Consider the following 19,241-nt stretch of genomic DNA (forward strand, 5'->3'; position numbering starts at 1 on the left):
GGCCTGATGTCCCACCCGTCCACGCCGCTGGTCAGGCGCATTGCGCGCCGCATCCTGGCCGAGATCGGCGCCGGCACGCTGCCGGCCGGTGCACGCCTGAAGAGTGCCGAGCTCGCGCTGCGCCATGACGTATCCAGGTCGCCGATCGAGCGAGCGCTGCAACTGCTGGAGGAAGGTGGCGTGGCGGCACGCGAACTCAATCGCGGCTTCGTGGTGACCGGCGACCGCGACGCCCACGCGCGTACCGCACGATCGCTGGCCGAGCCTGAAGCAGCCAGGCCTTACCTGCAGATCGCAGCCGACCGGCTGGCGGGGCGCCTGCCGGAGTTCGTCACCGAGACCCTGCTCGCCGAACGCTACCGTGTGACCGGCGCGGTCCTTCGCCAGAACCTCACGCGCATGGCTCAGGAGCGCTGGATCGAACGCCGGCCCGGCTACGGCTGGCGCTTCCTGCCGGTGCTCGATGCGGCGCAGGCACATGCGGCGAGCTACCGCTTCCGGCTGGCCATCGAGCCGGCGGCGCTGCTGGAACCCGGATACCGGGTCGATGCCACCGCGTTCGCGAAGGTGCGCGCCGAACAGCGCGAACTGGTGGGACCGCGGCCGCCACGGCTCACCAGCAACGAATGGTTCGACATCGGCACGCGCTTCCATGCGACGATCGTCGGCTGTTGCGGCAACCCGTTCTTCATCGAGGCGAGCCAGCGTGCGAACCGGCTGCGCCGGCTGATCGTCTACCGGCCGTTCGGCAACACGCGCGCGTTCGTCGCCGCCGCGCGCGAACACCTGCAGCTTCTCGACCTGATCGAGGACGGCCGGCGCGAGCAGGCGGCGAGCCTTCTGCGCTCCCACCTGGAGGACATCCGGCAGGTCAAGGCCGACCTGCTGGGCGGCACCCCGGCTCCGCAGGGGGCCGAACGGCGCAGGGAGATGGACGCAGTGCCGCACTTCTGATCCGACGAACTAGGCATCCATACCGATGAGCACACTGTTCGCGCCGCCACCGCGCATCACCGCCAGCGTCTTCGCAGAGTTGCCGGCGACCTTCCGGGCGAAGCGGCTGTGCGCCGAACGCATGGCATCCGGGCGCAGCGTGCCGAAGCACGGCTGCTTCCTGGAGGGACCGGCCTTCGACCGCGCCGGCAACCTGTACGTCACGGACATCCCGTTCGGACGCATCTTCCGCGTCGATGCCGGCGGCGGCTTCACGCTGGTGGCCGAGTACGATGGCGAGCCGAACGGACTGGCCATCGATGCCGATGGTCGTATCCTCGTCGCCGACTATCGACAGGGCCTGCTCGAGCTCGACCCGTTGCGCGGCACGGTGCGGGTACTGGTCGATGGCTACCGCGCCGAGCGATTCAAGGGCATCAACGACCTGACCTTCGCCGACAACGGTGACCTGTACTTCACCGACCAGGGACAGACCGCACTCGACGACCCGACCGGCCGCGTCTACCGGTTGCGTGCCGATGGCGCGCTCGACCGGCTCGCCGGCAACCTGCCGAGCCCGAACGGGCTGGTACTCGATGGTGCACAGCGGACCCTGTATGTCGCGGTGACGCGGGCCAATGCGGTCTGGCGCCTGCCGCTGCTCGCACCGACCCGGCAGAATCCTTCCGGCGGCGTCGCGCGCATGGGCATGTTCCTACAGCTGTCCGGTGGACGCGGCCCCGATGGCATGGCGATCGATGCGGAGGACGGACTTGCAGTGGCGCACCCCGACATGGGCGCAGTGTGGCTGTTCGACCGGCGCGGCGAGCCGGTGCTGCGCATCGATTCCCCACGCAGCGAGGTCGTGACCAACGTCGCCCATGGCGGCGCGGACCTGCGCACGCTGTACATCGTCGACTCCGAAGCCGGCTGCATCCTCACCGCGCCGGTGCCGGTACCCGGGCGGGTGCTGCCTTCCCACCGGTGATGCGGCAGGGCCGCAGCCCGTGCACCCGATGACGCCTTCGCTCGCGCACCTGCCCCATTGCGGCCATCCGCCGATCCTGGCCGACCTGCGTTTCCTGCGCGACACGCTCGGCTTCCTGCGCGGGGTGCACGAGCGGCGCGGGCCGGTCACACGCATCTTCGTGTTCGGCCGCACACAGTTGCTGGCGCTGGGCGCCGAGGCCAACGAACGCACCCTTTTCGACAGGGACGACGCCTTCTCCGCCGCTGGCGGCTGGACGCCATTGCTCGGGGAACTGTTTCCCGGCGGACTGATCCTGCGCGATGGCCCGGACCATCGCCGCCATCGCCGCCTGATGCTGCCTGTGTTCAGGCGCGAACGCCTCGAACAGCACCGCCTGCAGATGCAGCCGATCATCGACACTGCGATCGACGACTGGCTGCAGCGCGGCCATGTCGAATTCCACGGCTGCGTGAAGCGCCTGACCCTGGACATCGGGGCACGCCTGTTCCTGGGCATGCGGTTGCAGCACGAGATCAACACCGTCGCACGCGACTTCATCGACCTGGTGCAGGCCTCGGCAGCAATGGTCCGTTACCCACTGCCTGGGGGGGCCTACCGGCGTGGTCTTCATGCGCGCATGCGGCTGGTTCGCTTCCTTTCGGAGCGGATCGCAGCGCGCCGCGACGGCGACGGCGACGACCTGTTCTCCCTGCTCTGCCGGCAGCGCGACGAGGACGGGCGACCATATACCGATGCGGAGGTCATCGACCACATGGTGTTCATGCTGATGGCGGCGCACGACACGACCACCAGCGCACTGGCCACGGTGGTGATGGCGTTAGGCGAACAGCCGGACTGGCAACAGCGCAACTTGAACGATGAAGGCGCGAATATCCTGCGCGAAGCCCTTCGGCTGTATCCCCCGCTGCCGACGATCGCCCGGATGGCCATGCGCGAGGTGGAACTCCACGGCTGCCGCATTCCGGCCGGCACGCGGCTGATCGTGGCGCCGCTGTTCGTGCAGCGTGACCCGCGCTGGTGGACGGACCCGGACCGGTTCGATCCGGACCGCTTCGGTGCGGCACGCGCCGAGCAGCGCCGGCATCCGGCTGCATGGACGCCGTTCGGCGGCGGCGCCCACATGTGTGTCGGGATGAACTTCGCCGAGATGCAGGTGCAGGCCGTGCTGCAGTCGTTGCGCGAACGCGCCCGATGGACGGTTGCACCCGGCTTCCGCGACGACTACGCCTACCTGCCGATCGGACGGCCGCGCGGGGGCTTGCCGGTGCGCTTCGAGACGCATCGCATCGAGGCGCCCCGGCAGCACGGCAGGACGGCGCAGTCGGCGTCGCCGACGCACTGGTAAGCATGGCCTGCCGGTCGACACCAGAGGCAACATGTCCGGCATCCATTCGATCGAGTGAGGAAACATGCCGATCCGGATCGCCTTCTGCGGGTCTTGAGGGTACGAAGCCCGAGCCAGGTCGGCGTCCACGACCAGGCTCGGGTCACCTGCAACCGGTCAGCCCGCCTTCGGAATCACCGGCAGCAGCAGGAACGACTCGCGCTCGCCACCGGCATAGAGCGTGTTGGTGCCGGTGTTGTAGTCGGCGTGGTAATGCATGTACGACTGGCTGCCGACGCCGTCGCGCGGCTGCACGTCCAGCCGCAGACGGCTGCCCTTCGCGAACACCATCGACGTCGGCCAGATCTCGACCTGGACCTGCACGATCTCGCCGGGCTTCAGGTGCAGGCGCCGCTTGTGCCGGTGGTAGGGGCGGTAGGGCAGCGACCGTTCAGTATCGAGTTCACGATGCGACACGCGCAGCCAGCCCTTGGCCACAGGCACCGGCGTACCCTGCTGGCCGGTCTCCATCAGTTCGTTACCATCGGCGTCGAAATGGCGCAGGGTAAGGAACAGGTCCATGTCCTCGCTGCTGCTCGACACCCAGAGGGTGGCCGCGAGGGGCCCGGTAACCTCCATGTCTTCCGGCATCGGCGGCGTGACCAGGGCAACGCCCATACCCGGCTTGATGCCCCCGCCCATCACCTGGGCCGACGCCGCAGAGGTAGATCCCATCGAGCCGAGACCGGTAGCGGCGTAGGTGTACTCGCTGGTCTTCGCAGGGTTGCTGCCAACCAGCGTACCGCTGAGGGGCACGTCGTCCACCGACGGCTGTGCCAGGTCGAAGTACAACCTGGTCCACTGGGTGCGCGCGAGCGGCCATTCGTGCTCGAAGCGCCAGTCGTACCTGTCGCCGCCCTTGCGGATCGCCAGCTTGACTGGCGGCTCGTCCATCACGCCGTTCTGCACGCCCTTGAGCCAGTAGTCGAAGAAGCGGATCTGGTCCTGGCGCCCGTCCTCGGAGTAGTACGGGTGCACGTGCGTGCCGCCCTGCATGCGCAGCTTGCGGTGCGGAGACTTCGACAGCATGTAGGCCTCGGTGTTGCCGCGCAGGTGCAGGCCCATGCCGGTCCAGTTGCCCACCGACAGGAACGGCACCTTGATGTCCTCCCAGCGCGCCTGCGCACCGTGGAACGCGCCGCTGTCCAGGTTGTTGGTGAGCCAGAAGTGCAGCGTGTTCTTCTGCCAGGTATCGGGATGGATATGCGAGGCGCGTCCGAGGGTGTGGTGCAGCAGGTGCGCAGTGAACCAGTTGGTCATGAAAAGCGACAGGATACCGCCGTGGTAGAGCGCATCACGATAGATGTCGGCGAAACCTTCCCAGGGCACGATCGCCTTGAGCGACGGTGGCTGCTGGTTGGCGGCGAACCACTGGTTGATCGCGTAGTACGAGATGCCCGACAGCCCGACATTGCCGTTGCACCAGGGCTGCGCAGCCGCCCATTCGATCGCGTCATGGAAGTCGACCGACTCGGCGCGCGACCAGGGGTCGTATTGTCCGGGCGACTGGCCGGTGCCGCGCGCATCGACACGCACCGAGGCATAGCCGCGTGGCACCCACCACTCGGGATTGACCGTCTCCCAGTTCATCCACTCGTTCGGCTTCTCCTCCAGGTTCGCCGGCGGCGTCCACGGCTTGTCTTTCTGGTAGGGCCCGAAATTGAGCAGCGCAGGAACCCTGCCCCCGTCCTTGGGCCGGAACACGTCCGCCTTCAGCCGCGCCCCGTCGCGCATCGGGACATCGACGTCTTTCTCCAGCAGGAAATGTTCGGTGACAACGGGTTGTGCGGCCTGGTTCATGGAAGGCGTGCATCCTGGCATGTAGGGAGGGAGCAGAAGTATCGTGCGGGCGTCGTTGCGACGTCAACCGCACGTGCCGCAGATCCGCACGCTGTGCGTTTGCCCGATGCCTGCATCCCCTACCAGCGGCCTGCAGGCAGGCGGTGCGTTTCGTCGCCTCACCAGGGCTGCGTTTGTTACCCTCGCCCGACTCCCTGTCTCAACCGATCGCAGCCCAGGAGCCTTACCCAATGACGACCGTCCGGCAGCCGCTCGACCCTGAAATGGACCCGCGCGTGAAGGCCGTGTTCGATGACATCCGTGCCACGCGAAAGACCGATTTCGTGAACAATCTCTGGCGCACGCTGGCCTTCGACCCGGCACTGCTCGAGAACACCTGGGCCGAGGTGAAGGGTCTGATGGCTGCACAGACGCAGCTCGACCCACTGGTCAAGGAAATGCTCTATGTCGCGGTATCGATCGCGAACGGTTGCAGCTACTGCGTGCATTCGCATACCGCTGCGGCGCGCGCGAAGGGCATGACAGACGCGCAGCATGCGGAGCTGCTGGCCATCGTCTCGCTCGCCGGCAAGACCAACCACCTCGCCACCGGACTGCAGGTGCCGCTCGACCCGGCCTTCGATGCCGGTGCATCGACCTGAGGCCACCGCGATACCCCGGTCGCAGGGCCGACACACGACCCGGACCGCGACAGGGCTCCGCCTATTCGGGATGCAGCTCGAACTCGCCCATGATCTCGAGCACCGCACCGCGTGGCAACTCTGCGATGCCGACGGCCGCGCGGGCATGCCGACCGAACTCCGGCCCCCACAGTTCGTAGAAGAGATCGGACGCGCCGTCGATCACCGAAAACTGCCGATCGAAGCCGGGCGCACTGTTGACCATGCCGTACAGGCGGATGACCCGGCGGACCTTGTCGAGGTCGCCGACCTCTGCCTTGATCGATGCCATCATCGCCAGCGCGACCGATTTTGCGCACAGCTGCGCTTCCGCCTCGGTCACATCGCCACCGACCTTGCCATACTGCCTGATGCCGAGAGCCATCTCCTGCCGTCCGGTGCCGTGTCCCGACAGGAACAGGATATTCCCGACGCGTACTGCGGCCGTTCGGTTTGGACTCGGATACGGATGCGTAGCCGGCAGGGACAGACCCATGCTGGCCAGCCTGGACTCGATCAGACCCATCTTGACTCCTTTGCCTGACTGCAGGGACGAACCTTTTCCATCGCCGATCGGCCGCCGTTCGGCAAGGGCCTTGCGAAGCGCGCGCGGCTCAGCCACTCTCCTGTCGTCCCGCCACCCTGCACTCATGTACCCGCGATGACCCGTCCGCAGATTGCCGCCGTCACCAGCCTGGCTTTTTCCCTCTACTGGGCAATCATGGCCTACGCCGGGTGGCCGGGCGAAGCAGCTCCCGACGCGCCATGGCCGATGATGCGGGTGATCCTGAGCGTGATGTTCGCGTCGCTCGCAGCCACTATCTGGCTCGGACGGAATCGGGGACGATGAAACCGGGTTGACAGACGCTGCGGATGCTCTATTGCCTTGCGCCCGCCATCTTGACCACCGCACGAATGCGCTGGAGTTCCTCGGAACGCCATTTGTCGAGCACCTGCCGGTCGCCGGCGACCAGGTCGACGCCGAGCGCTCTCAGGCGCTCGCCGAACGCGGGCTCCTTCATCACTCGCACCATTTCAGCGCTGGCCTGGTTGAGTACCGCAGTGGGCGTCCCGGTAGGCGCGACGATGCTGTACCAGCCGTACATCGCATAGCCCGGCACCACTTCGGAGATGGACGGCACATCGGGCAGCAGCGGCGCGCGCGCGGGCGTAGTCACGCCGAGTGCGCGCAACCGGCCCGACTGCACGTGCGGCATTGCAGCCGGCACCACCGCATACGTGACCTGCACCTCGTTGGCCATCGCATCAGCGATCGCCTGTGGCACTCCCTTGTAGGGGACGTGCAGCATGTCGGTCCTGGTCAACTGCGTGAGCAGAACGCCCGACAGATGCTCGGACGCACCCGTGCCGGCGGAGCCGTAACGCAGCGTGCCAGGCGCCTTGCGGGCGAGTTCGACGAGTTCCCTCAGCGTCTTCGCCGGCACCTGCGTGTTCGCCAGCAGGACGAACGGCACGGTACCGATCAACGCGATCGACTGGAAATCGCGGCCCAGGTCGAACTTCAGCCCGGTCAGTACCTGCGATGCCACGAACAACTGCGACGTGAGCATCATCATCGTGTAGCCGTCCGGTACCGCCGCCATCGCGAGGTCTGCGCTGATGGCGCCTGCAGCACCCGGGCGCGGGTCGACGATCATCCGCTGACCCCACGTCTCGCCGAGCCGATCGGCCATCGCCCGCCCGATGATGTCCGGACCCGACCCGGCTGCGCTGCCGACGATCAGCCGGATGGGCTTGACCGGGAACTGGAGCTGCGCGTGCGCCGCGGGCAGCACCGCGCCGAAGGCCATGAGCAGCGAAAGCAGAATGGGCCGCACGACAGCGGCAACAGGTCTTCCAGATGGCATCCGCATCCTCCTGAGGGTCATTTTTCCTGTGCCGACGATCATGCTCATGCGCCTGTCTTTTGTCCAGCATCCGGGCCTCGTGCACATCGCGCATACTCGGGGCATGACGATCTCTCACGAAATTCCCGCTGCTGGCCATCCCGTACTCGCCTGGAACGGGCCCGATGGGCCGCAATCGGTCCGCTGGCGGTCGGAGAACGGCACTGCGCCGCCAAGACGGGTAGTCGCCGTCGACGACACTACACCCGCCGACACCGCCTATCGGCTGGCCAGCGAAGGCACAGCGCTGGTCTGGCAGGGCGACTTCCAGAATGCGCGCCACCTGCTGATCGCGCTGGCACGCCGGGTCGATCGCAAGCCGGCGAAGGTCAAGGCGCGCGCACGGGCGAAGGCTCGTGACCGGGCGAAGTCGGCACTGACCGCTGCCACCGATGCGCCAGCAACGGCGCCCACGCCGGCCGAGGCGTTCCATCGGCACCGGATGGCACAGGCCCAGCGCGCGCACACCCTGGGAATGTTGCTGATTCCTTTCGAACCGGGGCATGTGATACCGCTGCGCCGGGCACCCGACGTGGCCGCAGCCTGCGAGGAGGCCTACGGCCCGGCGCACGAGCCTTATGTCGCCTCCCTGCGCGAGCTGCTCGGCCTGATCGGAGCGCATGAATGGCGCCGGAACGGGGTGGAGATCCCCGCCATGGGCGAACGTATCCATCCGCATTACGGTGTATTCGCACCGGTCCGCAGCGAGTATGTCGAGCTGGTATCCATGGCGCCGCTGCCAACAGGTGGAGTGCCGCTCGCCTTCGACGTCGGCACCGGCACCGGCGTGCTGGCGGCCGTGCTCGCGCGCCGCGGCGTCGAGCGGATCGTTGCGACCGACAAGGATTTGCGCGCCATCGCCTGCGCGCGCGAGAACCTGGCGCGGCTGGGCCTCGAGCGCAGGGTGCAGGTGCTGGACACCGACCTGTTCCCTCCCGGACGAGCCCCCCTCATCGTCTGCAATCCGCCATGGGTGCCGGCGCGGCCGAGTTCAGCGCTGGAACATGCGATCTACGACCCGGACAGCCGGATGCTGCGCGGCTTCCTTGCGGGTCTTTCCGCCCACCTCGCGCCCGACGGCGAGGGCTGGCTCGTGCTGTCCGACCTTGCCGAGCACCTCGGCCTGCGCAGCAGGGCTGAACTCGAGGCGATGATCGGCGCTGGTGGCCTGGCAGTGGTGGAACGCATCGATGCGCGGCCGACGCATGCCAAGGCGGGCGACCCGCGCGATCCGCTCCATTCAGCCCGCTCAGCCGAAGTGGTATCGCTTTGGAGACTGAAGGTTCGCTGAACGACAGGACGGGCCACCGGGTCGCGCCGACGTCGAAGAAGCTCGAACGACCGGGACCGCGATAGCCTGGCAGTCACGCGCCCGAAGGCCTACTTAGCGGGCGCGCGCAGCAGTTCGGGCACCAGTTGTTCGCGCACGAACGCCTCGCCCAGTTTCTCGATCCGTCCGGCACCGATGCTGTCGAGTACCGCCTCTTCGCTGCCGGCGAGTTTCCATGCCTTGTACTCGTCGACCAGCGTCAGGCCCATCGCCTCGCAGAGCAGCGACACGTAGTTCACGATGCGGAAAGGCTCGCTGCCCTCGAGCGCACAAAGCAACCGCTGGCAGGAATGGAACACCGTCACCACTTCATCGGCACGGGCATTGCGCGCGAGGTCGCAGACGCCGCGCGTCACATCCTTCAGCGCGGCCGGGACCGAGACGAGCGCCGAGCACATGTGGCCGGGCACCGCGACATCGGTCTCGACCACGTCGAGGCCGGGGATCAGGCGCAGCAGGTCTTCGACCAGCGGATTCACGTCGACCTCGCGGAATCCGAAATGCCTGTGCAGCACGACGCGCCGGTTCACCGGATGTACCAGCCGTTCGCGTAGCCGCTCGCGACCCGCATGGACGATCTGGGTGAAATGCGACATCGGAAACTGCGGGTCGGTATAGCCCTCCATGAACTGGTTCATGTGCCGATGGCACGACGGGCACCAGGTGACGACGGTCGCCGGGGCGGCTGCGGGATCGGGCGACGACAGGGGCCCCGGAACCGCCGGCGCATCCTCGGCCAGACGGATCGCCAGGTCATTGAACTTGCCGACGGTACGCTTCGCCATGCCATCGGCCGCGCGCAGGTTGGCGTCCTTGGACGTGCCGCAGCAGTAGCTCGGCCCGCCGACCGGCGCCACTTCGAGGCCGATCGCGCGGAGGATCTCGATCGACCCGTGGATGATGTCGCCGTGGCGCACCACGTTGCAGCCATACCAGAACACGACCTTCTCGCTCATGATGCCGTACGCTCCCGGGGGCTGGCGCGATGCCACTGCTCGATCTCCTCGGCAGTCAGCTGGGTCGCGGCGAACGCTTCGATCTTGCGGAAGAACAGCGGGTCTTCCGTGGTCTTCATCTGCGCCTCGCCGCCGAGGGAACCGAGGGCCCCCATGCGTGCCACGCGCACCATCAGCATCGCGTTGATGCCCTCGGGACACGCCTCGGTGCAGCGCGACGACTGCGTGCATACCTTGACCCAGGCGACGGCTTCGTCCGTCCCCTGCCCGCCCCCGAGCAGCGGCAGCAATCCGTCGACCACCGACGGCGGCGATGCACCGGCCAGTGCAGGGGCATAGGAGGTCATCGGACAGGCCTCGTAGCACTTGCCGCAGCGGGTGCAACGATCGAGCGTGTCGGCGACGAAGTGGTCGAGGTAGGTGCGCAGGGAGTCCATCCGCAATCGTGCCACGGGCGCAGGCGCGCGACCAGTGCGCCGTGCGTTCAGACGGGCGCGCCGGCGCCCGCGGCTGGCGGGGCGTCGCACGCGCAGTGCGTGGACACCATCTCGAGCGTTCGGCTGTTGCCCTTCCCGCTGACGAGGGTGTCCACGACCGACAACCGCCGCCCGGCACGGCTCACCTTCGCGACCGCCTTCAACGATCGCCCTTCCCCCGGGCTCAGGTACCAGGCCGACGCCTCGACCAGCCGGTGTCCTGCCGGAGCCGCGGCGCTGGCCGTGCGCGCGGCCAGCGCAAAGGTGACGCCGCCCTGTGCATGGCCGACGCGGTTGCCGGCATGCAGTCCCATCGGCATCCGGCAGTACGCGCGACCCGTGCCATCCTGCACCGGGAACTGCGCGAACAGGTGCTCGACGAACGAGGTGCGGTCATCGGCACGCCCGAGCGCCGCGTCAACCCGGTTCCATATACCGCGCTCACGGGCATCGAGGTCGCGCGTGGTGATGGTGCCGCCCGGGGGTATCCCCCCTGGCTGCCAGGGCAGTGGCGCCAGCGTGACGCCGACCGGCGGCGGCAGTTCCATGAAGGTCCCCGAAGCGATGCAGGCGACGCGCCCGCTGGCGCTCAGGCGGCAGTGCGCGATGCCCTGCCGCGTCAGTGCGCCTTCGACCCAGCCTTCGCACTGCGCGACCGCTTCCAGCCGGCCGGCCAGCGGTACGCCGGTGAATGCGATGTGCAGGCTGACCGTGCCCAGCCTCATGCCGGCCTCCATCGACAGGCCGGCGCGGATCGCGTTCGCAAGGGCCATGTCGACCAGCGTGGTGACCATCACGAGGTTGGCCTCGCCGCTGGCATCGGCAGAGTGCGGCGCGGTCTCGATGGAAAGGCGTGCATGTACGGGTGTCACCTCGTCCCAGGCAGTGCCCATGAAATGGCCGACGAAATGCAGTCCCGGCGTCCGGTTGTCCGCGATCGCCTGCAGCACTCTCGTGCGGATGGCGGCGCCGGCGTGGATGTCGCTCATGATGGTGTGCCCGTAGAAGCAGGAAGGCCGGCCAGCGAGCGCATCGCTGCGCGCGTGGCTTCGAGGCGGTCGTCGTCCACGCGGCCGAGCGAGCGCACGATGTCGACCGCGATATCGCCCAGGTGCGCATACACCCGCGCAACCTGCGGATCCCATTCGCCCATCGCGGCGAGATGGCGTGCGACGGTCCCGGCATCGCCGCGCGACACCGGTCCGGCGAGGGCCGGCGCGATGCCCTGCCGGAACACGGCATCCAGCGTCTCGCGTGCGATGGGCTCGAACATTTCGAGCGCGACCGCGCGCGGGATGCCGGCGCGCTCCTCGCAGCGCATCGCCAGTTCCATCAGCACCGGGATGAAGTTGCAGGCGAACGCGCCACCGCCGTGGTAGAGCACCTTGTAGCGTGCATCGATCGCGAACGGCCGGGCGCCGAGGCATTCGAACGCCGGCTGGAGCCATGCCAGCGCGGCAGGGTCGCCCTCGCAACCGCACCAGGTACCGTCGAAGCTGCGCACGCTGGCCTGCGGGTCGCTGAAGTTCTTCACCGGATGGACACTGGCGACCGCGGCGCCCGCCTCGGTGCAGGGCGCGAGGGCAACCGATGCGGTCGCACCGCTCAGGTGGAACACGATATCCCCGTGGCGCAGGCGCCCGCTGGCGGCCAGCGCCACTGCCGTCGGCGCGATCGAATCGTCGCCGGTCGCGACCAGCCACAGGCTTGCAGGGTCCATGCAGCCGACGCCGGCTTGCGGCGTGCCGGCGCCAATGAATTCCGCAGCAGACCTGGCGCTCGCGAGGCTGCGGTTCGCGATATGGCCAAGCGTGCACAGTCCCCGGTCGCGGAGCAGGCGCGCGATGGCACGACCTGCCTTGCCACAGCCCAGCACGTTCAGCAGGCGCGGCGCGGCGGGAGCGCCAGCGGGCGCGGCGGCAGCTTCTGTTCCAGGCATGGTCGAATCCGTCGATGTGGATGGATTATACGGGGGGCGTCCAGCGCACCAGGGAGCCATCGCCGAGCATCAGTGCGGCGGACACGGCCTTGCCAGGGTGCAGCGCCGCCATCGCGGCCGCATACGCACCGACCTGCGCCAGGTACATATCGAGCCATGGCGCCAACGCTGACGGGTCGCCGGTCTTGTAGTCGATCACCCAGACCGCGTCGTCGAACTCGACCAGCCGGTCCACCCTGCGCAAGGCACCGGTCGCGTCGAGGTAGGGCACTTCGTTGCGCGCCCGCAGGTAGAGCGCGGGATCGAAGAAGCATGCGAGCGAAGGACTGGCCAGCAAGCGCAGCGCCTGCTGCCACAACCGATCGAACTCGGACGCGCTCGCGCCCAGGGCCTCGCGCAGCCGCTCGCGCATCGGCGCATCGAGGCGCGCGAGGCGTGCGGCCATCGACCCGCCGGGCATCGGCTCGCACATCGGAGGCGACTCCGTCAGGTGCTCCATCAGCGCATGGAACCGTTCTCCGTAGCGGACTCCTGCCCGGTTGAGCACGGCTGGCGACGCTGCCGCCGGGACACAGACATCCAGCGGCCTGTTCATCCGCGGGTCCGGCGCAGGGGCGCCGGCCGGATCGAGCGCAGTCCACGCCCCGGCCTGCAGGCGCGGGGCCTCGTCCGCCACGCAGGAGCCACCAGCCATGCCGGATGGCACCGGCACGGCCACCGGCAAGCCCGGTCCGAACCCGAGCACGCCGCCAGGATCGTCCGAGTCGCCGCGCAGCCGGAGCACCGCCTGGCGCAGCAGCGGATACCAGGCATTGTCCGAGCCGCTGCGATGATGGCCGCTGACCACCAGCACCTGCTTCGCCCGCGTTGCCGCGACATAGAGCAGGTTCATTTCCTCGCGCGCGGCGCGTGCCTTCGTCCGTTCGAACACGTCGCGCTGCACGGCGCACATCGATGCCTCTCGCGTCCAGAACGAGAAGTGGACCGGCGACGGTTGGTCCGCCGGCCATTCGACCAGTGACTGGTAGCCGCGCTGCGGCGGGCTCTTCGATGCGGTGTCGAGCAGCCAGACGATCGGTGCTTCCAGTCCCTTGGCGCCATGGATGGTCATGAAGCGAACCGCCTCGCCAGCGTCGCTGGCCGCCGGCTCGTCGAGCGCTTCCTGGGCCGGCAGCTTCGCCAGGTCGCCCAGTTCGTCGACGAAACGCGCCAGCGTCGGGAAACGGCCGGCGTCCGCGGACAGTGCATGCTCGATCATCGCATGCAGGTTGGCCTCGACCGATGCGGCGGCACTGCCCGGCACGGCTGCACGGTAGCGCGCCAGCACGTCGCCCTCGAACAAGACTGCATCGAGCAGGTCGTGCACCGGCCGGGTACCCGCAAGCCCGAACCAGCGCCCGAGCAGCGCGGCCGCCCGCCGGATGCAGGCACCCGCGCCCGGTGCCGCCGCGCGCTCGCACAACCTGCGGTACAGGTCGCGCGGGGCGCACGGCTGCACGCTGCCGTCTGCCGCCGGCACGGCACCGAACGACACGATCTCGACGAGGTCGGCATCCGCCAGCGAGAACACCGGCGAGCGCAGCACGTGTGCGAGCGCGAGCCCGTCGTGCGGCGCCACCAGGAAGCGCAGCAGCGCGACCATGTCGCGGACTTCGAGCGTGTCGAGCAGCCCGCCCAAGCGCGAACTGCTGCACGGGATACCGGCATCGCGCAATGCGCGCTCGTAGACGTCGAGCCGGCCGCGCTTGCGCACCAGCACCAGCATGTCGCGCCAGCGCGCGGGGCGCGGGTTGCCATCCTCGCCGATCACCGCATGGCCCCGCCAGCGGCGCAGGCCCTCGACCAGTTGCGCCGCTTCCTGCGCGACACGCAGGTCTTCTGCCTCGGCGCGCGGGCCGTCGAGCGGATCGCGCAGCGTGTCGCCGGCTTCGGCCGGCGTGCGCGCCTGCGGATCGGCCTTGCCGATCATCGGCAGCACTTCGATGCATCCGGGCTTGCGCCGGTCGAACGCCTCGTGCGTCCGGAAACCGGCGAACACCTCGTGGCCCTCGAACAGCGCGTTGACCAGGTCGATCACCGGACCGCTGCAGCGACGCGAGCGGTCCTGGTCGAGCACGCGCGCGTCGAAGTGCGCCACCAGGAAGTCGCGCGCGGCATCGAACAACAGCGCCTCGGCACCGCGGAAACGATAGATCGACTGCTTCGGGTCGCCGACCAGGAATACCGTGGGCTTCTCGCCCGCCGCCTGCGCCGCATCGAGCCATGCGCGCAGCGCCATCCACTGCAGCGGGTTCGTGTCCTGGAACTCGTCGAGCAGCAGGTGCCGGTAGCGCGCGTCGAGCCGGGCATGCACGCAGGCGGCATGGTCGTCGTCGGTCAGCAGGCGGCAGGCCTGCTGCTCGAGGTCGGCGAAATCGATGGCCTGCCGCTGCTGCTTGACCGCGTCGAACTCGGCCAGCAGCGCTACCGCACAAGTAAAGGTCGCCACGTTGAGGCGGTAGGACTGCTGCTCGCGCAGCAGCACCGCCAGCGCATCGAGCCGCTCGGTGATCGATGCGAACAGGTCGAGAAACCGCGCCTCCCCTTCGACCCCGAGGCGCTTGCGCCGCGTGTCCTTCGCCTCGTACTTGAACGGGGCACCGTCGCCTCCCTTGGTGTACAGGGCGGCACGCACCAGGCCATGCCAGCGCACAGGGTCTGCACATGCTGCGGCCTCGTCGAGCAGCGCCGCCCGCTGGTTGTCGTTCTTGCCCGTGTTCTTGCGGGTGAGCAGCTCCCGGTAGGCCTTCAGGTCGCGCAGCAGCCCTTCGTCGCCGCGTTGCGGCAGCAGCAGGTCGATCGAAGGGTCATCGCACAGCGGCGCGGGCAGCGCCGCGGCGAGCACGCCGAAGACGGCCTGCAGCGGCTCGGCTTCGCCCCGCGTCATCGCCCACCAGGAGGCGCGATTTGCGATGAAGGAGCGCAGCATCGATTGCGTCGGCTCGAGCCCGCACCGGGCGAACAACTGGTCGAGTGCGGCCTCCAGCGGCGCCGAGCGTGCCGCCTTCGCGCCGAACCGCTGCATCGCCTCGGCGACCAGCGCTGCGCCCTCGTCGGTCAGCGAATGCCCGGACAGCGTGCCGGCCTCGAGCGGCGCGCGCTGGACGAGTTGCAGGAACCAGCCGTGGAAGGTCGATACGGTGAGCGGCGGCTCCGCCGTCAGCACGCGTTCGAACAGGCAGCGTGCACGCTCGCGCAGCGCCTCGCGCGCGACGGTATCGGCGGGCAGTCCGACATCGCGCTCCTGCAGCAGCCGGTCGAGGACTTCGTCGTCGGCCATCGCCGCTTCCTGCAGCAGCCGGTCGAGCCGTGCCGTCATTTCCTGCGCAGCCTTGCGGGTGAAGGTGATCGCGAGGATCGACGAGGGCGGCGCACCGTCGAGCAGCAGCCGGAACATGCGCGAGACGAGCAGCCACGTCTTGCCGCTGCCGGCACAGGCGGAGACGACCGCCGAGTGCTGCGGATCCAGCGCGGCACGGACCAGTTCGTGCTGGTCGCTCATCGTCCCGTCCCTTCGTCCGGTGCCGACCAGTGGTCGCGCCTGCACAGGCCACGCATGTCGCAATGGCTGCAGGCCGCCTCGATGCCGTTGGCGGGCATCGGGGTACCGTCGTGGATGCGGTCGGCCAGCCGTGCCAGCCGCTCGAGGTTCGACCGTGCGGCCAGCTGCGGATCACCCGGGCTCGGCAGCGCCGTCACCGAATCGCCGTGGATCGACAGGAACAGTGTCTCGACAGCGGTGCCATCGGCCAGCAGCACGTAGGACGGCAACTGCACATGCTCGGCAGGATCCTCGGCGCGCTTCCTGAGCACATCCTTCGACTGGGCCTTGTAGTCCACCACCGACAACAACCAGCCACCGGCGCCGTCGGGTCGACCATCGATACGGTCGAGCCGACCGCGCAACTGGATCATGCGTCCCGAGGGCGTCTCGACGGAGCGCACGCGATCGGCCTCCGACTCGCGCACAGACCAGCCGGCGGCCTCCCGGCCGAGTTGCCATTCGACATACGCCGGGATGCTGGCCATCCAGCGCACGAGCCATGCGCGATCGAGGAAATTGCGCTCCATCGCCTGCGCGAAGCGCTCGCCGGACAGTGCCTGCAGGCGCTCGATCGCCGGCGCCTCGCCGAGTGCGGTCACGCTCGCGACCTCATCATGGAACGCGGCAAGGATGCCGTGGATCATTTCACCGAAGTCGGACTTCTCGAGCGCCTCGGTGACCTCGTCGGTGGTGCGAAGCCCGAGCAGGTGCTGTGCATGGAACCGGTAGGGACAGGCGACAAGCACCTCGTACGCGCTCACCGAGAGGCGGCGCGGCGCGAGCGCGGGCGGGACGATCGCAGCCGGCGCACCGGCGGGCGCAGGCGCCTGCACCGGAACCTCACCGGCCGGGGCTGCCACCGCAGCGCGCAGGATAGCCGCATCGAACACCAGCGACGTGCGCGGCCACGCACGATGGTGCAGTGCCTGCAGCCGCGCGAACCACGGCGAGAGCAGCGCAGGCTCACCGGACACCAGCGCCTGCCAGGTCACCAGCACCTCGGGCGATGCGGCGATCGCCAGGCGCAGGCTGCGCTCGAGTTCGGCATGCAGCCGCGCACGCGTCGGCAGGCCGAGTCGCGCACGCACCTGCTGGTTGAAGAAGCTGCCGGGTGGATCGTCCGCCGGCAGGTGCCCGGCGTCGGCGCCGGCGAACACCAGGCAGTCGAAGCTGCGCAGGCGGCTCGCCGCGAGCCAGGTGAACACCACCGGCCCGCGCCCCTCGTCCGGACGGAAGGTCGCGCCTTCCAGGGTGCGCGCGATCCACGACCGCCACTGCCCGAAGTTCACCCGCCATGTGTTCGACTGGAGTTCGGCCCGGCGCACCGCAAACAGTTCGAGCAGGTCGCTGCCGGCAGCATCCGCGGCAAGCGCCTCGTGCGCACCGAGGGCCGACAGTGCGTCGGCCAGCGACTCCAGCCAGGCCGCCAGCGGGCGCCTCGCGGCGCCGTCGAGCAGCGCGATCGCTCCGGACACCCGCACCAGCAGGTCATGGGCCAGCGGCGCCGCCGGATCGTCGACCGCAGCCAGCAACGGGATCATCGCGACCACGCCTTGCGCAAGGTCATGGCGCGCCAGCGTGCGTTCGATGCAGGCCACGGCGGCCTGCCGTTGCTCGGCAGCGAGGTCGGCGAACACGAAAGGCGAGCGCAGCAGGTCGACCAGGTCGCGGTGGTAGCCTCGACTGGCCACCACATCGAGGAGGCGACCGACACAGGCGGCGGCAACCGTGGTGGACATCAGCCACCCGGCTTCATCGGATACCGGTACACCGGCACGTTCGAGCAGCGCGCGCGCGCGGCGCGCGACCAGCCGGTCGAGAACGACCACGCCGATGCGACTGCGGCCATCCAGCAGCGCGCGGCGCACGGCAACATCGATCACTGCGGCCTGCTGTTCGAGCGACGCGGCCGGGGCGAACCGCAGCCGTCCTGCGAGCGGGCTGCACTGCAACGTCGCTGCCAGGCGCCCTGCCCGGTCGCGCATCGACAGGCCGGGCGCACCGGCGTCGAAGGCGGTCGCAGGCGGCCATGCCAGGTCGAGCGTGGCGTCCAGGGCATCGCCGCCCTCGATGCCGCCCGGTTCGATGCGCAGCACCGGCACCCGCCGCGCACAGGCATCGAGGAACGCCGCCTCGACGCCCTGCGCGTCCTCCAGCGCGAGTGCGTGGACCGGGGTATCGATCGCTTCGGCGATCGCCGCGAGCCGCAGGGACAGCGCGGTGGCTGCATCGACGGCTGGCCCGGTCGTGCCGCCGGCGGCACGCACACGGTCGACGTCGCCCGCATGGGCCACCTGCGCCCACCAGAGTTCGTGCACGAGCGAGGCTTCGTACTCGAGCGCCCGGCTGTGCCCGGCGCGATAAGCCTCGCGCAGCGTTGCAGTAAACGTCTGCAGGTCGGCTGCGACCGGGCTGCGCGCCAGAGTCATCCGGTCGAACAGCGCGACCAGTTCCGCTGCGAGTGCCCAGACATCGGCGCCCGCGAATGGCTGGCGCCGCGCGAGCGCCGAGTACAGTTCCACTTCACGCACCGACTGTGGCACCACCCGCAGCGCGACCGGTGCCGTCGCGGCAAGCGCATGCAGCGTGGTGATCCGCGGCAACAGCAGGGCGCCACCGCCGGCTGCAGACAGGGCACGCGCCACATCCCCGGCCGCATGAAGGTCGGGCACCAGGACCAGCAGTCTCGAGAGATCGGGCCAGCAGTCGCGGTGCCGCTCGACGATCGCTGTCGCCGCGTGCTGGAGGAACCCGGAGTACGGCATGCGCAGCACCATCGGCCGCGCCGCCGCCGGGTCGCCGAAGCCCTCGCTCATGCCGCCCTGCCCGGGCACCCGAGGCCGGTACGAGGCGCGGTCAGCGCTCGAGATACTGCCGCTTGTCCTTCAGCTTCGAGAACTCGTCCGCCCCCGGCAGTTCGTCCTTCTTCTCGATCAGGGGCTTCCACGTTTTCGCCAGTTCGGCGTTCAGCTTGATGAAGTCCTGTTGTCCGTCCGGCACGTCGTCTTCCGCGAAGATCGCCTCGACCGGGCACTCGGCGACGCAGAGGGTGCAATCGATGCACTCGTCCGGGTCGATCACCAGCATGTTCGGACCTTCGCGAAAACAATCCACCGGGCACACGTCGACGCAGTCGGTGTACTTGCACTTGATGCAGCTTTCGGTGACGACATAAGCCATGGTGCGGCAATCCTCTCTCTGGTCCATGCTTCGGCAGGGCACTATGTTATCAGCGACCGGGCTGGGCGGGCCCGATTGCCGGCACCTGCACGCGGCGGGCGTG

The 19,241-nt window shown here is 68.9% G+C and carries 16 protein-coding genes; 6 read left to right on the top strand and 10 right to left on the bottom strand.

Going from position 1 to position 19,241, the window contains the following annotated elements; all coding sequences use genetic code 11:
• Positions 1 to 6 precede the first annotated feature (6 nt).
• Genes ING98_10175 through ING98_10185 form a run of 3 tightly spaced genes read left to right on the top strand, consistent with a single transcriptional unit; the run spans position 7 to position 3,269 of the window.
• Complete coding sequence (locus tag ING98_10175; protein MCA3102231.1) at positions 7 to 954, top strand: GntR family transcriptional regulator; 948 nt, start codon at positions 7 to 9, stop codon at positions 952 to 954.
• A 34-nt stretch (positions 955 to 988) separates the two neighbouring features.
• Entirely contained in the window at positions 989 to 1,921 is a 933-nt protein-coding gene (locus tag ING98_10180) for an SMP-30/gluconolactonase/LRE family protein (GenBank protein ID MCA3102232.1), read from the top strand.
• Between the two features lie 28 nt (positions 1,922 to 1,949).
• Positions 1,950 to 3,269, top strand: a complete 1,320-nt coding sequence (locus tag ING98_10185) for a cytochrome P450 (GenBank protein ID MCA3102233.1) — start codon at positions 1,950 to 1,952, stop codon at positions 3,267 to 3,269.
• Between the two features lie 156 nt (positions 3,270 to 3,425).
• On the opposite strand, the gene ING98_10190 is transcribed toward ING98_10185, so the two are convergent.
• On the bottom strand, positions 3,426 to 5,108 hold the full coding sequence (locus ING98_10190) for a CocE/NonD family hydrolase (protein MCA3102234.1): 1,683 nt from the start codon (positions 5,106 to 5,108) through the stop codon (positions 3,426 to 3,428).
• Between the two features lie 230 nt (positions 5,109 to 5,338).
• Between ING98_10190 and ING98_10195 the strand changes: the two genes are divergently transcribed.
• Positions 5,339 to 5,749: a carboxymuconolactone decarboxylase family protein gene (locus ING98_10195; protein ID MCA3102235.1), complete on the top strand. Its 411-nt coding sequence runs from the start codon at positions 5,339 to 5,341 to the stop codon at positions 5,747 to 5,749.
• A gap of 61 nt (positions 5,750 to 5,810) precedes the next feature.
• Here the strand turns inward: ING98_10195 and ING98_10200 are convergent, their stop codons facing one another.
• Entirely contained in the window at positions 5,811 to 6,293 is a 483-nt protein-coding gene (locus ING98_10200) for a RidA family protein (GenBank protein MCA3102236.1), read from the bottom strand.
• A gap of 135 nt (positions 6,294 to 6,428) precedes the next feature.
• Between ING98_10200 and ING98_10205 the strand changes: the two genes are divergently transcribed.
• On the top strand, positions 6,429 to 6,617 hold the full coding sequence (locus ING98_10205) for a hypothetical protein (GenBank protein MCA3102237.1): 189 nt from the start codon (positions 6,429 to 6,431) through the stop codon (positions 6,615 to 6,617).
• 28 nt (positions 6,618 to 6,645) lie between these two features.
• Here the strand turns inward: ING98_10205 and ING98_10210 are convergent, their stop codons facing one another.
• Positions 6,646 to 7,635: a tripartite tricarboxylate transporter substrate binding protein gene (locus ING98_10210; protein ID MCA3102238.1), complete on the bottom strand. Its 990-nt coding sequence runs from the start codon at positions 7,633 to 7,635 to the stop codon at positions 6,646 to 6,648.
• 103 nt (positions 7,636 to 7,738) lie between these two features.
• Here ING98_10210 and ING98_10215 point away from each other — a divergent pair, with 103 nt between their 5' ends.
• Positions 7,739 to 8,965, top strand: a complete 1,227-nt coding sequence (locus ING98_10215) for a class I SAM-dependent methyltransferase (protein ID MCA3102239.1) — start codon at positions 7,739 to 7,741, stop codon at positions 8,963 to 8,965.
• An 89-nt stretch (positions 8,966 to 9,054) separates the two neighbouring features.
• On the opposite strand, the gene ING98_10220 is transcribed toward ING98_10215, so the two are convergent.
• From ING98_10220 to ING98_10250, 7 genes are read right to left on the bottom strand one after another with little or no spacing between them, the layout of a single operon-like run.
• Positions 9,055 to 9,960, bottom strand: a complete 906-nt coding sequence (locus ING98_10220; protein ID MCA3102240.1) for a (Fe-S)-binding protein — start codon at positions 9,958 to 9,960, stop codon at positions 9,055 to 9,057.
• A complete protein-coding gene (locus ING98_10225; GenBank protein MCA3102241.1) occupies positions 9,957 to 10,397 on the bottom strand; it encodes a (Fe-S)-binding protein in 441 nt (146 codons plus the stop codon). Before ING98_10225 ends, ING98_10220 begins: the two co-directional genes overlap by 4 nt.
• A 47-nt stretch (positions 10,398 to 10,444) precedes the next feature.
• The gene (locus tag ING98_10230; GenBank protein MCA3102242.1) at positions 10,445 to 11,425 is read right to left on the bottom strand and encodes a hypothetical protein; all 981 of its coding nucleotides are present in this window, start codon (positions 11,423 to 11,425) and stop codon (positions 10,445 to 10,447) included.
• Positions 11,422 to 12,375 (bottom strand): DUF2520 domain-containing protein, encoded by a 954-nt coding sequence (locus tag ING98_10235; protein ID MCA3102243.1) that lies wholly within the window; start codon positions 12,373 to 12,375, stop codon positions 11,422 to 11,424. Before ING98_10235 ends, ING98_10230 begins: the two co-directional genes overlap by 4 nt.
• Positions 12,376 to 12,400: 25 nt before the next feature.
• On the bottom strand, positions 12,401 to 15,916 hold the full coding sequence (locus tag ING98_10240; protein MCA3102244.1) for a UvrD-helicase domain-containing protein: 3,516 nt from the start codon (positions 15,914 to 15,916) through the stop codon (positions 12,401 to 12,403).
• Entirely contained in the window at positions 15,913 to 18,774 is a 2,862-nt protein-coding gene (locus ING98_10245) for a PD-(D/E)XK nuclease family protein (GenBank protein ID MCA3102245.1), read from the bottom strand. The genes ING98_10240 and ING98_10245 overlap by 4 nt, the downstream gene beginning before the upstream one ends.
• Before the next feature lie 40 nt (positions 18,775 to 18,814).
• Positions 18,815 to 19,138 (bottom strand): ferredoxin family protein, encoded by a 324-nt coding sequence (locus ING98_10250; protein ID MCA3102246.1) that lies wholly within the window; start codon positions 19,136 to 19,138, stop codon positions 18,815 to 18,817.
• Positions 19,139 to 19,241: the final 103 nt, after the last annotated feature.

The sequence above is a fragment of the Rhodocyclaceae bacterium genome, from assembly GCA_020248265.1.
Lineage (GTDB): Bacteria > Pseudomonadota > Gammaproteobacteria > Burkholderiales > CAIKXV01 > CAIKXV01.